Source organism: Rubrimonas cliftonensis, assembly GCF_900107585.1.
Classification (GTDB): Bacteria; Pseudomonadota; Alphaproteobacteria; order Rhodobacterales; family Rhodobacteraceae; genus Rubrimonas; species Rubrimonas cliftonensis.
Genome location: NZ_FNQM01000002.1, coordinates 510454 through 523769 on the forward strand (window position 1 = coordinate 510454; position 13316 = coordinate 523769).

At 73.3% G+C, this 13316-nt stretch carries 12 protein-coding genes; 4 read left to right on the forward strand and 8 right to left on the reverse strand.

All coding sequences use genetic code 11. The features are described 5' to 3' along the window. Positions 1 to 16 precede the first annotated feature (16 nt). Positions 17 to 1423 carry an NAD(P)-binding domain-containing protein gene (locus BLW43_RS05055; RefSeq protein WP_093249612.1) on the reverse strand — a complete coding sequence of 469 codons (1407 nt, stop codon included), beginning with the start codon at positions 1421 to 1423 and terminating at the stop codon, positions 17 to 19. A 38-nt stretch (positions 1424 to 1461) separates the two neighbouring features. Here BLW43_RS05055 and BLW43_RS05060 point away from each other — a divergent pair, with 38 nt between their 5' ends. Next, on the forward strand, positions 1462 to 2433 hold the full coding sequence (locus tag BLW43_RS05060; protein WP_093249614.1) for an NAD-dependent epimerase/dehydratase family protein: 972 nt from the start codon (positions 1462 to 1464) through the stop codon (positions 2431 to 2433). A gap of 5 nt (positions 2434 to 2438) precedes the next feature. Here BLW43_RS05060 and BLW43_RS05065 read toward each other — a convergent pair whose 3' ends face one another. The 7 genes from BLW43_RS05065 to BLW43_RS05095 all read right to left on the reverse strand — a co-directional run bounded on the left by BLW43_RS05065 (position 2439) and on the right by BLW43_RS05095 (position 8589). Then, on the reverse strand, positions 2439 to 3755 hold the full coding sequence (locus BLW43_RS05065) for a TRAP transporter large permease (RefSeq protein ID WP_217632099.1): 1317 nt from the start codon (positions 3753 to 3755) through the stop codon (positions 2439 to 2441). Next, complete coding sequence (locus BLW43_RS05070; protein WP_093249621.1) at positions 3752 to 4264, reverse strand: TRAP transporter small permease; 513 nt, start codon at positions 4262 to 4264, stop codon at positions 3752 to 3754. Before BLW43_RS05070 ends, BLW43_RS05065 begins: the two co-directional genes overlap by 4 nt. 30 nt (positions 4265 to 4294) lie before the next feature. Then, positions 4295 to 5305, reverse strand: a complete 1011-nt coding sequence (locus tag BLW43_RS05075) for a TRAP transporter substrate-binding protein (protein ID WP_175478764.1) — start codon at positions 5303 to 5305, stop codon at positions 4295 to 4297. Between the two features lie 542 nt (positions 5306 to 5847). Continuing rightward, a complete protein-coding gene (locus tag BLW43_RS05080; protein WP_093249637.1) occupies positions 5848 to 6315 on the reverse strand; it encodes a DUF302 domain-containing protein in 468 nt (155 codons plus the stop codon). Between the two features lie 455 nt (positions 6316 to 6770). Then, on the reverse strand, positions 6771 to 7652 hold the full coding sequence (gene bufB, locus BLW43_RS05085; protein ID WP_093249641.1) for an MNIO family bufferin maturase: 882 nt from the start codon (positions 7650 to 7652) through the stop codon (positions 6771 to 6773). A 60-nt stretch (positions 7653 to 7712) separates the two neighbouring features. Beyond that, a complete protein-coding gene (locus BLW43_RS05090) occupies positions 7713 to 8033 on the reverse strand; it encodes a BufA1 family periplasmic bufferin-type metallophore (protein ID WP_093249645.1) in 321 nt (106 codons plus the stop codon). 22 nt (positions 8034 to 8055) lie between these two features. After that, positions 8056 to 8589: a YHS domain-containing (seleno)protein gene (locus tag BLW43_RS05095; RefSeq protein WP_093249653.1), complete on the reverse strand. Its 534-nt coding sequence runs from the start codon at positions 8587 to 8589 to the stop codon at positions 8056 to 8058. A gap of 352 nt (positions 8590 to 8941) precedes the next feature. On the opposite strand from BLW43_RS05095, the gene BLW43_RS05100 reads away from it, so the two are divergent. The 3 genes from BLW43_RS05100 to BLW43_RS05115 all read left to right on the forward strand — a co-directional run bounded on the left by BLW43_RS05100 (position 8942) and on the right by BLW43_RS05115 (position 13196). After that, positions 8942 to 10516, forward strand: a complete 1575-nt coding sequence (locus tag BLW43_RS05100; protein ID WP_093249657.1) for an amidohydrolase — start codon at positions 8942 to 8944, stop codon at positions 10514 to 10516. A 345-nt stretch (positions 10517 to 10861) separates the two neighbouring features. Further along, on the forward strand, positions 10862 to 11944 hold the full coding sequence (locus BLW43_RS05110) for an SPASM domain-containing protein (RefSeq protein WP_093249665.1): 1083 nt from the start codon (positions 10862 to 10864) through the stop codon (positions 11942 to 11944). A gap of 46 nt (positions 11945 to 11990) precedes the next feature. Further along, positions 11991 to 13196, forward strand: a complete 1206-nt coding sequence (locus BLW43_RS05115; RefSeq protein ID WP_093249669.1) for an ABC transporter substrate-binding protein — start codon at positions 11991 to 11993, stop codon at positions 13194 to 13196. Positions 13197 to 13316 lie beyond the last annotated feature (120 nt).

The following is a 13316-nucleotide window of genomic DNA, read 5'->3' on the forward strand; positions in this document are numbered from 1 at the left end:
AGCCCTGCGCGGCGGCTCAGAATTCCGGCGCATCGTAGGTCAGCAGGTCGGCGAGATGCTCCCCGGCGCCCTCGGTGAACAGCGCCCGCGTCAGGCCGGCCGCCAGCCGCGGCGCCGCAAACTTCAGCGCGTTGATGGACGACCCGGAGGGACCGAAGCTCATCGTCGCCGCAAAGGTGAAGAGCCGCACGCGCGCCAGCGCCGCGGCGTCCTCCGCCGCCAGCGCGGTCAACTCGAAATGCGGGCCGAGATAGGGGTAGGCGGCGAGGCGCGCGTCGCACTCGCCCGGCGGAGGCGCGTAGCGGTCGCACCAGAGCGCGACCCTGGGCGCCAGCGCCGCGAGGGTCGGCGACGCCGCAAGGTCGATCGCGAAGCCCGTGCCGCAGATCGCGAAATCGCAGTCGAAAGGCCCCTGCGCCGTCTCGATGCGCAGGCCGCCGCATTCGTCCGGCCGCGCGCCGGTCCAGCCGGCGCCGGGGTGCAGCGTCGCGTTGGCGCGGCCCGCCACGCGCGCATGGGTCTCGGCCGGGAAGGCTTCGCGCAGGGTGAGCAGGTGGCGCATGAAGCGCCATCGCAGCGCGTCGTCGAGATCGCCCATATGGCGCAGGAAACCCGCATAGGAGATCTGCTTGTAGGGCTGGACGCGCTGGAGCTCCGGCCTGCGAAAGAAGACGTGGACCTCCGCCGCGCCGGCCTCCAGCGCCGCGGCGGCGTTGTCGAAGGCCGAGGCGCCGGCGCCGAGCACGGCGATGCGCCGGCCGCGCAGCGCCGCGAAGTCGATCTCGTCGCCGGCATGGGCCCAGAGCCGCCGCGGCAGCCCTTCGATGAAGTCGGGCGCCCGCCAGCGGCCCGGCGTCTCGATGCCGGTGGCGACCACGACCTGCCGGGCGAAGATCGTGCGCGGTCGGCCGTCGGCCTCGCGCACGTCCACCGCGACGTGATCGCCGACGGGCCTGACCGCGAGCGCTTCGACGCCGGCCCGCACCGGCAGCGCGAGCACCCGCTCGAACCAGCCCAGATAGGCGCTCCAGAGTTCCTTCGGGATCTTGCCGAGCGCGTCCCACGCCTCCCGGCCGCGCTGCGCCTCGAACCAGCTGCGGAAGGTCAGCGAGGGGATGTCGAGGTCCGGCCCGCTGACCTGCTTGGGCGAGCGCAGGGTCTTCATGCGGCCATAGGTGGTCCATGGGCCGCGCAGGCCGCTCGGCGCGCGGTCGATGATGAGGACGCGTTCGACGCCCTCCCGCTTCAGGGCGAAACCCACCGTCAGCCCGCCCTGTCCGGCGCCGATCACGAGCGCGTCGAGCATCGGCGCGCCGTCCGGCCCGCGGCGGGGCTTGACCCAGGCGACGCCGGGCCAGGCGATCTTCTCGAGGTCGCTGGACACCTGGGCCTCCAGCCTCGACAGTCCGTCGACCGCGTTCATGCGGGCGCTCCCTGCGGCGATGGAAGGACGCGGCGTCCATGAGGGTTCTGATCACCGGCGGATCGGGGTTTCTGGGGCTGGCGCTGACCGAGGCGCTGCTGGAGGCGGGCGCGGAGGTCGAGACGCTCTCGCTCGATCCCGTTCCCGGCTGGGCCGCCGCAACGGCCCCTGCAGGCGTCCGACGCCAGACCGGCGATGTCCGAGACCGCGAGGCGCTCGACGCGATCCTGCGCGCAGGGCGCTTCGACGCCGTGATCCATGCGGCCGCCGCGACGCCCGACGCCGCGCGCGAACGCGCCGGGGGCGCCGCGGCCTTCGTGGCGCTGAACGTGGGCGCGGCCGCCGACGTGGTGGAGGCGGCCGCGGCGGCCGGGACGCCGCGCGTCGTCGCGATGTCGTCTGTCGCCGCCTATGGCCGGACTGCCGACGAGACAGACCGGCTGGACGAGGCCGGGACGGTCTGCGCGCCGCAGAGCCTCTACGGCGCGACCAAGCTGGCGGCGGAGGCGGTGGCGCTGCGCGTGGGCGCGGCGCTGGGCGTCGAGGTGGTCGCGCCGCGCCTCGGGCCGATGTGGGGGCCGTGGGAATGGCGCACGCCCGTGCGGCCCACGCCCTCGCCACCCTACCAGATGGTCGGGCTGGCGCGGCGCGGCGCCGCCGTGGCGCTCGCCCGGCCCGCGCGGGCGCCGCTGATCTACTCCCGCGACGCCGCAAGGGCGATCGTGCGGCTGCTCGCGGCGCCGGGCGCGGCCGGCGCCGCCGTCAATGTCGGGGCCGCCCAGACGACCGACCTCGCCGACTTCGCGGCGGCGGTCGCCCGGCGCTGGCCCGCGTGCGAGGGCGGCGGCGCCGGCGACGTCGCCCTGCTGGGCGCGGACAGGCCGCCGATGAACCTCGACCGGCTGGAGCGGCTCATCGGCCCGGCGCCGGCGACCCCGATGGAGGCCGCGCTCGACGACTGGGCGCAATGGCTCGGCCAGTTCGGCCCGGGTGACGGCCCGTTCGGCTGAGCGCGTCACGAGAGCCCCGTCAGCCAGAGCGCGAGGCCCGGAAACGCGACGATCAGCCCAAGGCGCAGAACGTCCGACAGGCAGAACCCGGCCACGCCGAGATAGGTCTGCGTCATCGGAACGTCGCGCATCAGCGCGTTGATCACGAACAGGTTCAGCCCGAACGGCGGCGAGATCATGCCCACCTCCACGGCGATCAGCACGAGTATGCCGAACCAGACGAGCGCGGCGGGGCCGCTCATCCCGAGGTCGAGCGCCAGGATCATCGGCGTGACGACCGGCAGGGTCAGCAGCACCATGGCGAGGGACTCCATCACGCAGCCGAGCACGAGATAGACGCAGAGCACCAGCGCGATCACCGCCAGCGGCGCCATGTCCAGCGCGGCGACGCGGGCGGAGAGCTCCGCCGGCATCCGCGTCAGCGCGAGCGCGGCGGAGAACAGCTCGGCCCCGAGCAGGATCAGGAAGATGAAGGCGGTGGTGCGCGCCGTGCCGAGGATGGCGTCGCGCAAGCCGTCGAGCCGCATGCCGCCGAGGACGACCGCCAGCGCGCCCACGGCGACGGCCCCGATCGCCGCCGCCTCGGTCGGCGAAAACCAGCCGCCATAGATGCCGCCGACGACAAGCAGGAACACCGCCGCCGCCGGCCACGCCGCCCGCATCTCGCGCCAGCGCGTGGGCCAGTCGCGCCGCTCCGCCCGCGGCGCGGCGCCCGGCGCCACCCGCGCGTAGATGGCGATGACCGCGAGATACCCGGCGACGGCGAGCGCGCCGGGCAAGATCGCCGCGACGAACAGCACGCCGATGCTCAGCTCGGTGTAGATCGCGTAGATCACCAGGATCACCGAGGGCGGGATGAGGATGCCCAGCGTGCCGCCGCCGGCCAGCGTGCCCGTGGTGAGCGCCCCGGAATAGCCGTGTCGGCGCATCTCGGGGCCGGCGACCTTGCTCATCGTCGCCGCCGTGGCGATCGACGAGCCGCACAGCGCGCCGAAGGCGGCGCAGGCCCCGATCGTCGCCATCGCGAGCCCGCCGCGTCGATGCCCCAGCAAGGCGCGCGCCGCGCGGTAGAGCGCGATGTTGAGGCCGCCACGGCTCGCGAACTCGCCCATCAGCAGGAACAGCGGGATGATCGACAGCGTGTAGCTGGAGAAACGGCTGAAGGTCAGCGTCTTGAGCGTCGCCAGCAGGGGGCCCCAACCCGTCACCCCCGCATAGCCGCAGGCGCCGGCGATCAGCATGGCCGCCGCCACCGGCACCCGCAGCACGAGCATGACGAGCACCGCCCCGAACATCGCGACGCCGACCTCGAAGCCGCTCACGCCGCCATGCCTTCTTCCGGCGGCGGCTCCCGGCCCAGCAGGCGCTCGACGAAGACGAAGACCGCGCAGACCGCCCACAGCGCCGCCGGCGCGGCCACGGCGGCGTAGCCCCACCATTGCGGCGCCTGCAGGAACATCGAGATGCGTCCGCGGCTGTAGGCGTCGATCCCGCCCTGCGCCATGCGCCAGACGAGCACGAGCACGACCACGGCGAAGAGGCCCGCCGCCACGGTCTCCAGCACGCGGCGCACGCGCGCCGGCGCCCTGTCGGTGAACGCCGTCACGGCGATGTGCCCGCCCGCGAGCTGGCAGACCGGCATGAAGCAGGTCACGGCCACGCCGGCGGCGAGTTCGACAACCTCGCTGTCGCCCAGCACCGGCGCGCCGAAGGCCGCGGCGACGACCGCGCCGACGGTGAAAAGGGCCGCCGCGCTCAGCGCCAGCCCGCCAAGGAGCGCGGCGAGACGGCTCAGCGCGTCGAGCCGGGCGCGCAGGCTCTCAAGGCGCATCGGAGGGCGCCGATCGCGCCGCCGACGGGCTCACTGGCGGCCGTGCCTCGCCGTGATCTCCTGGAGCGCGGCGAACAGCGCCGCGCCGTCGTAGCCGCGGCTGGTCATCTCCTCGATCCACACGTCGTAGGCGGGCTGCACCGCGGCCTTCCAGCGCGCGACCTCGGCGGGGTCCAGCTCGAAGACGTCGTCGCCGGCGGCGATCGTGGCCTGGCGCGCCGGCTCGGTCGCCGTATCCCAGATCTCGCCCATGCGCGTCGCGTACTCGACCCCGGAGTTCGCGTCGATCACGGCCTGAAGGTCGGGCGGCAGGGCATCGTAGCTCTCCTGCCGCATCAGCGTCATCAGCATCGACTGGAACAGCGGATAGTCGGTGTGGTGCTGCGTGACCTCGTAGAAGCGGAAGGGCTGGGTGATCGCCCAGTTGATCAGCATCCCGTCCACCTGGCCGCGCGACAGCGCCTCGTAGACGCCGGGCAGGGGAATGCCGACGGGCGTGGCCCCAAGCGCGGCGACGGCCTCGCCGATGAAACGGCCGGCGACGCGCAGTTTCAGCCCCTGAAAGTCCTCCATGGTCCGCACGGGCCGGTCGACGGTGTGGATCAGCGCCGCGTCGGTCGCGTGGACCGAGATAACCTTGACGCCCTCGAACTCCTGCTGGAGATGGCCGGTGACGAACTCCATCGCCGCAGGGCTCATGGTGGCCGACCTGCCGGTGTTCATGAAGGGCAGCTCCAGCCCCTGCGCGCCCGGAAACCGCCCCGGCGTGAAGCCCGGCAACGTCCAGATGATGTCGACGACGCCATCCTCCATCTGCTGCACGAGGTCCGCCGGCGATCCGCCGAGCTGCATGGACGGATAGACCTCGACCGCGATGCGCCCGCCGCTGTCGGCCTCGACGCTCTCGGCCCAGCGGTCGAGATGCGCCGTGTGGTCGAGCGAGGCCGCCGAGCCGAAGGAATGGATGCGCAGCGTGTGCTCCTGCGCCGAAGCCGTGAAGGCCATGAGGGCCGCCAGCATGGGGACGGACAGTCTGATCATTCCGCGGCCTCGCTTTCCTGACAGGTGATCATAGCAGCGCCTGTTTCCGCCTCTGGCAACCGCCAGTCGCGCCGGATGCCGCCGATTCCGACCCATGATCGAGAGTTGCACAGGAATGATGCGCCATGAAAGGCCGGTGGCGCGAAGGTGGATCGCGGCGCGCCGCATCGGCCCGCCCGATCGCCGGCGCGCGGCGCGCTGGCGGCCGGTCCGGGCGACGAATGGACCGGGCGGCGCTGGCGGCGGCGCCACGCCGGGCGCGCAGGGTCAGGCGGAGACGGGTACGGGCGCCCTGCGTCGGCGCGACGCCCGGCGCGGCGGCGTTCATGGCGGCGCGCATCCCGGTCAGGTCGCGCCGATGATGTCGGCTTTCGGCGCGCTGGCGCGGGCGGCGGGACGCGGCGCGGGGCAGGTCATGGGCGCCGCCCCCTTCGCGGTCGGCCCGCTCGTCCCCGAGCGGGCTGGACAGGCAGGCGGTGGGCCGGCTGGCGCAGGCCTCCCCCTGATCGCTGGCCCGGCTGACGACGGCTTTCCAGCGTGTCTCAGTCGGCCGCCAGCGCCCGTGCGGCGATCGCGGCGAAAACGGCGTCGAGCTCATCGCCGACGGACGCAAGCGCCGCCCCGCCCTCGTCCACGTAGGGCGCGAAGACGAAGGAAGGCGTCTTGTAGGACAGCGTGGCCGTGCCGTCGGCGTTCTCGGTGACGTAGAACCGGATCGGCGCCTCGATCATCGCCGCCTCGCTGGCGCGCACCGCGCGCACCGCGAAATCGGGCCGGAACACGCCGACGACGCGGTTGCCGGGGATGGTCTCGCCCCGCGCCGCGGCGGCCTCGGTCGGACCCGCCTCCGTGACGAGGCCCATCTTCTCGGCCTTGACGGCGTCCTTCAGGTCCGCCAGCAGCGCGGCGTAGGACTTGGCGCTGTCGGCGACCGCCCAGCCCTCGCGAGGGTCGAGCGCCGTCGCGGCGGTCGCGGCGAGGATGAGGGCGGCGGAGGCGATGATGCGCATGGGTGGTCTCCTGTGCAGGGTGGCGTCATCCGACATGGTGGATCGTCGCGACGGGGTTGAAAGCCTGGAAGGCGGAAGGCGCATCGTGCGTGACGTCCTAGGGGTTTCCTTCGACGAAACGGCGCCGGACGCCGACGGTTCCGGCGTCGCGCGCCTCCGCCGTCCTTGCGGCGTCGAGCGCGCAGGCCCGCCCGGGCCGCCTCCGGCGCAGCGCAGGATCGCCCGCCGCGACCCGCCCCTGGCGGCGCGGCGGCGCGACGCCCCTGCGACCGCATGGCGAAGGGCGCTCGCGGCGCGAGATCGCCTGCGGCGCTCGCGGAGGAACTCTCCGTCCCGTCGCCGCGCCGGTCGACCTCGGGCGCCGGTTCCCGGCGCTGGCGAGGCGGTCTGCGGCGCTCGGGATGCGCCGGGAGGCCCGCGGCCGGCCCGGAGCGGCGGGCCGCCCCCGGTGGCGCTCAGACGGCGCAGGCATGGCGGGCGGCGCCTCCGGTCAGCATGACGTGATCGACCAGCGCAGCCTCGGCGAGCAGGATGTCGAGTTCGGGGATCTCGGCGTCCCACTCCACCAGCGTCGGCAGCGGCCCGGTCATCGCGACGACCCGCCCGTAAAGCGCCCACACGGCGGCGTCCACGCGCCGGTCATGGCTGTCGATCAGCAGCCGCGACCCGTCGGCGCCGACCTCGACCGCATGGCCGGCGACGTGGACCTCGCCGACGGCGGCCAGCGGGAAGGCGTCGAGATACGCCGCCGGAGCGAAACCCTGGTTGGTCGCTGAGACGTACACGTTGTTGACGTCGAGCAGCAGCCCGCAGCCGGTGCGGCGGACGACCTCGGCGAGGAAGTCGGTCTCGGCCATCGTCGCGCTTTCGAACGCGACATAGGCCGACGGGTTCTCCAGCAGCAGCCGCAGACCCAGCGCCTCCTGCGCCTGCTCGACATGCGCGCAGACGCGGCCGAGCGTCGCTTCGTCGTAGGGCAGCGGCAGCAGGTCGTTGAAAAAGACGCCGTCATGGCTGGACCATGCCAGATGCTCGGAGAAGCTCGCGGGCGCGTAGCGGTCGACCAGCGCCCGCAGGCGGACGAGGTGGTCGCGGTCCAGCGCGCCCGCGCCGCCGATCGACAGGCCGACGCCGTGCAGCGACAGGGGCCAGCGCGCGCGCAGCGCCTCCAGCATCCGGTGCGGCGGGCCGCCTTCGCCCATGTAGTTCTCGGCGTGGACCTCGAAGAAGCCCACCTCTGGCGCCTCGGCCTCGATCGCCGGCCAGTGCTGCGGCTTGAAGCACACGCCGGCGCGGGCGGGCAGCGCGGGCGCGGTTGGTCCGGCCGGGGCGTTCATCGCGGTCTCCTCGCATGCGCCCGCCCGGGCCGGGCGGCCCGGGCGGCTCTCGGCGGGATCTCAGGCGGAGGGCAGGTCACGCTCCAGCGGCTCCAGCGAGCCTTCGCGGTCGCCGGGCAGCTCGAACGCCGCGTTCTGCTCGTCCACGCCGTATTTCAGGCAGTCCCCGGCGGGCACCAGCGTCCAGGCGTTGCCCTGGAAATCGACGGTCGACGTGCCGGCGCAGGTCGTGCCGGGCCCCGCCGCGCAGTCGTTCTTGCCGGCGAGCGAGACGCCGTAGCACTTCTCCTTGGCCTGCGCGTGGGCGGGCTGGGCGGCGGTCAGCGCCGAGACGGCGGCGGCGAGGGCGGCGGCGGCGGCGATGGCGGTCTTCGTATTCATGGGTCGATCTCCCTGGTGTGGATCAGTTCGCGACGGGCGCGAGGCCCGCGGTCAGCTCAGGCACGGGTCGTTCCGAGGCTGGCTTGGGGTCGAGGCCGGGCCAGTTCCCACCGGCGGTTGCGATGTGGCCGGGGATGTCCTGCTCCCACATCCCCTGGACCGATTTCTGGAGGTTCAGGTAAAGCCTGCCGTCCACGATCCGCCACAGCTGCGGGTCGCCCGGCACCTTGCCGCCCTTGGCCACGCCGAAGGCGCAGTGGCCGTCGAACTGCGGCGCGTAGGCTTCGGGATCGGCGAGGAACCGTGCCCGGTTCGCATCGGTGGCGAAGGCGAAGGTCGCCCCGTTGTGCTCGGCGGTGATCGACGCCTTGCCCGGCGTCGGCGCGGGCTGCGACTGCCCGACCGGGGCCTGCGCCTTGTCGAAATAGGCGACGACGTCGAATCCGCTCACGGCGAAACCGCTGGCGTCGACATATTGCGGACCGGCCAGCGCGGCGCCGCCCAGCGATACGGCGAGCGCGGCGGCCGCGGCGAGCGTTCGGAAGGTTGATCGCATCTTGGTCTCCCTGATCGGCCAGGCGCGGCGGGCGGCCCGGTCGAAATCTTTTCGTCCCGGCCCACGCCGACGTTACGCGGCTCTCGACAGGCTCACGCAGGCGTGACGGCGCCGAGGGATCGCGCGGTCATGTTCGCCCTCGTCCTCGCCGAGGCGCAGTGACCCTTTCACCCTCGGCCCGACCGCAAGGAGAGGAGATGCAGCCATGGCGGCTCCGACGCGGCCCCGACGCGGCTCCGACGCGGTTCCGACGCGCCGCCGGGCGATCCGGTCGCGCCTCGCGCCATTTCGCGTTACGATCCCGACGGGTCCGGACGGCGTATCGGGGCGCGGGCTTGCACGGAGGCGGTTCATGAAGGACGTGCTTGGGGCGAACAGACGGGACTTTCTGGCGTCGGGCGCCGGGGTCGCCGCGGTGCTGGCGGGCGCGCCCGACATCGTGCTCGCTCAGGCCGGCGGCGGCGCGTCGCAGGGGACTGCGGACGCGGTCGGCGGCGGTGCGCCTGCGTCGGTCGCAGCCGCCGAGGCGGCGGTCGAGCGCCATGCGGAGGCGATCCTGCGCATCAGCCGCGAGGTGTGGGCGCTCGCCGAGCTGTCGATCGTGGAGATCGAGTCCGCCCGCGTGCATCTGCGCGAACTCGCGGCGGCGGGCTTCCGCACGGTCTCGAGGGGCACGTCGGGCTATCCCACGGCCTTCGTCAGCGAGTGGACGCAGGGGGCCGGCGGTCCGGTCATCGCGCTCCTGCCGGAATACGACGCGCTGCCCGGGCTCGGCAACGCCGCCGAGCCGCGCCAGGCGCCGGCGCCGAACGGCCGGACGGAGGGGCACGGCTGCGGCCACAACATGCTCGGCGCAGGCTGCACCGGCGCGGCGCTGGCGCTGAAGACCATGATGGAGGCGACCGGCGCGCCCGGAACCGTCCGCGTCTACGGCTGCGCGTCGGAGGAGGCGCAGGGCGCCAAGGTCTACTTCGTGCGCGACGGCCTGTTCGACGACGTCGACGCCGCGCTCGCATGGCACCCGGCGCCCTTCGCCGCCGTCGGGGAGGTCGCCACCTCGGCCAACATGGCGGTCAAGATCCGCTTCAACGGCCGAACCGCGCATGCCGGCAACACGCCCTGGGACGGCCGCTCGGCGCTCAAGGCGGCCGAGCTGTTCGGCGCGGGTCTCCAGTTCATGCGCGAGCACGTCCTGCCCACGACGCGTCTTCATTACGTCTACGAGAGCGCGGGCGTCGCGCCCAACATCGTGCCGGACTTCGCGCAGGTCTGGCTGACGATCCGCGCCGCGAACGGGCGCGACCTGAAGGCCGTGGTCGACTGGGCGCGTCAGGTCGCGGAAGGGGCCGCGCTGATGACGCAGACAGCCGCCGAGTTCGACCCTTATTACGGGATGCACGAGCTGCTGCCGAACGCCCCGCTGATCGGCCTGATGCATCGGCACATGACCGCCCGCCCGCCGGTCTGGACCGACGCCGAGCAGGCGTTCGCACGGGCCTGCCAGCGCGAGATGGGCCTGCCCGACGCGGGCCTAGCGACCGCCGTGGCGCCGCCGGTTCCGCCGACCAAGGTGGGGGGCTCCTCCGATCTCGGCGACATCAGCAAGGTGGCGCCGCTCGGCGCCTTCGCCTGGCCGACGGCGGGTCTCGGCACGTCGCTGCACACCTGGGCGATCACCGCCTGCGCCGGCATGTCGATCGGCGACCGCGCCGCGCTCGACACCGCGCGCATCCTGGCGGGGGCGGGCCTCGACCTGATGACGGACCCCGAGCTGCGCGCCGCCGCCCGCGACGACCTCGACAGGCGCATGGCGGGCGAGACCTTCGTCCCCCTGCTGCCGGCCGACCGCGCCGAGCCGCTGGGACTGCCGGACTGGCTGCGCAAGACCGGCCTCGACGAGCTGACCGCCTTCGACCTCGACCCCTGACGACAGGCGCGCCGAGCGCAGGATCGGGCGTCCGCCGCGCTCCGCAGGGGGGCGATCGCCGGATGGCCGCCGCCCGGCGCCCGGTCGAGAACGAAAGCGCCCGGGACGCGGATAGCGCATTCGCGAGGTCGCCGTTCAGGATCGCGAATGTCGGCGCCGGCGACGTCCGGCGGCCTTTCGGGCGCGGCGGGGGCGACGAGCGGCGTGGGCGCCGAATCGGCCCCGCGCGCGTTCGACCCGGCGACGTCACGCGTTACATCCCGATGCGAACGAATTCTTGACTTCCCCGCGTCGAGCCGACGCGCGAGTGTGCAGTCCCGAGCAGAGAGAGCGACGCGCCGACCAATGGAAAGCATCTACTACGTCCTGTGCTGGGCCTGTCATCGCAAGTGCCGTCACTGTTACGAAAGCCGCTTCCGTCCCTATGTCCGTGGCGCGCTGCGCAAGGTGGTGGACGAGGCGCGCGCGGCGTTTCCGCGGGTGATCTCGAACCTGCCCGCCGAATTGGCCTATCTCGACCTGAACTCCCCGGACGAGGGCGCGCCCGGCGGCTATCTGCGCCGCCCCGGCCGCATCATTCTCGCCGGCGGCGAGGTTCTGGTGGATCCGGTGCGCGAGGAGGTGCTGTATCCCGCGCTTGAGGCGCTGCGCGAGCGTTACGCCGGGCAGGGCGTGCGCGTGGTGGTGCAGACCACCGGCGATCTGGTGACGCCCGCCATCGTCGACGACCTGCTGGCGCGCGGGGTCTGGATGATCTCCTGCGCCGGCATGGACGATTTCCATGTCGGGCTGGAGGGTGAGAAGCGCGTCCCCCTCCAGCAGCGGCTGCGCGAGATGTTCGAGGCCGCGGGCATGCGCGACGGCAGGCTGGCGAGCGCGAAGCGCGACTGGGCGGATCAGACCGCCGACGCGCCGGTCTACTCCTTCTTCGGCGCGACCGACGACGCGTGGATCGGCAAGATCTGGCCCCGCGGTCGGGCGTGGGAGAATTCGCTGTCGAAGGCGACCGTCGCCGACAATTTCTGCAACGCGTGGTCCGGCGGGCTGGGGTTTCTCAATCGCGGCCTCTCGGGGTCGGAGGTCTCGATCGACCCCAACGGCGACGTGTTCCCCTGCTGCCTCAAGACCGCCGCGCCGCTCGGCAACCTGTGCGAGGAACGGCTGGAGGACATTCTCGAAAGCCTGGTCGGTCATCCGGCCTTCGAGGCGATCGCAATGGGGCATCCCGAGCGCATGGGCCTGTCCCATGGCTGGGACGTGGCGCGCTTCTTGGAGGCCAGCCGCACCAGCCGGCCCGACGGCGCGCCCTACCGCAACCTGTGCATCGGCTGCGACCGCTTCCATGCCGAAGTGCTGGGGCCGGAGATCGCGCGCATCCGCGCCGCCCGACTGGCCGCCCGGCCCGCCGCGCGCCGCGCCGCCGAATAGCGCCACGCCGCGTCCTTGGATTTCTGGACGATACCGGAGACGCACCATGATCCGCATGATTTCGGCAGGCCTCGCGCTTCTGGCCTCCGCGGCCGCCGCGCAGAGCCCCGACCCCGCCGACTGGGACGCGGTGCTTGCCGAGGCGCGCGGCCAGACCGTCTATTGGCACGCCTGGGGCGGCTCCGCGGCCGTGAACGACTACATCGCCTGGGCGGGCGCGCAGGTCGCCGAGCGCCATGGCGTGACAGTCGAGCATGTGAAGCTGGCCGACACCGCCGAGGCCGTCAGCCGCGTGATCGCCGAGAAGGCCGCGGGCCGCGACGAGGGCGGCGCGGTCGACCTCATCTGGATCAACGGCGAGAACTTCGCAGCGATGAAGCAACAGGGCCTGCTGTTCGGGCCATGGGTCGAGCAGGCGCCGAACTGGGCCTTCGTGGACGTCGAGGGCAAGCCCGCCGTCACCGCCGACTTCACCGTGCCGACGGACGGGCTGGAGGCCCCCTGGGGCATGGCGCAGCTGATCTTCTACCACGACGCGGCGCGCGCCCCCGCGCCGCCGCGGTCGATGCCCGCGCTGCTGGACTGGGCCGCCGCCAACCCGGGGCGCTTCGCGTTCCCGCAGCCGCCGGACTTTCTCGGCTCGACCTTCCTGAAGCAGGCGCTCCACGAACTGACGCCGGAGCCCGACGTCCTGCTGGCGCCGCCCGAGCAGACCGACTACGCCGCCGCGACCGCGCCGCTGTGGGACTTTCTCGACGCGCTGACGCCGGACCTGTGGCGGTCGGGGCGCGCCTGGCCGCCGAACGGCGCGCGGCTGATCCAGTTGATGGCCGACGGCGAGATCGACCTCGCGCTGAGCTTCAATCCCAACGAGCCGTCGAACGCCATCGCCAGGTTCGAGCTGCCCGAGACCGTGCGCGCCTATGTGCTGGACGGAGGGACCATCGGCAACGCGAGCTTCGTCGCCATCCCCTACAACGCCAGCGCCAGGGCCGGGGCCATGGCGCTCGCGGATTTCCTGATGTCGCCCGAGGCGCAGGCCCGCAAGCAGAACCCCGAGATCTGGGGAAACGGCACGGTGCTGGCGATGGACAGGCTCCCGCCAGCGGACCGCGCGGCCTTCGAGGCCCTGCCGCTCGGCGTCGCCGCCCTGACGCCCGAGGAGCTGGGCGAGAGCCTGCCCGAGCCGCACCCCGGCTGGATGGTCCGGCTCGAGGAGGACTGGACCGCGCGCTACGGCCTGGCGCCGTGACCGCTTCCGCGCTCCGCTTCGGCGCGACGGCGTGAGCGACGCGGCGCTGGCGCAGCGGCCGGGGGGCCCGAGGCTTCGCGGCCGGGCGCTGCCCTGGGCGCCGGCGCTGACGCTGGCCGT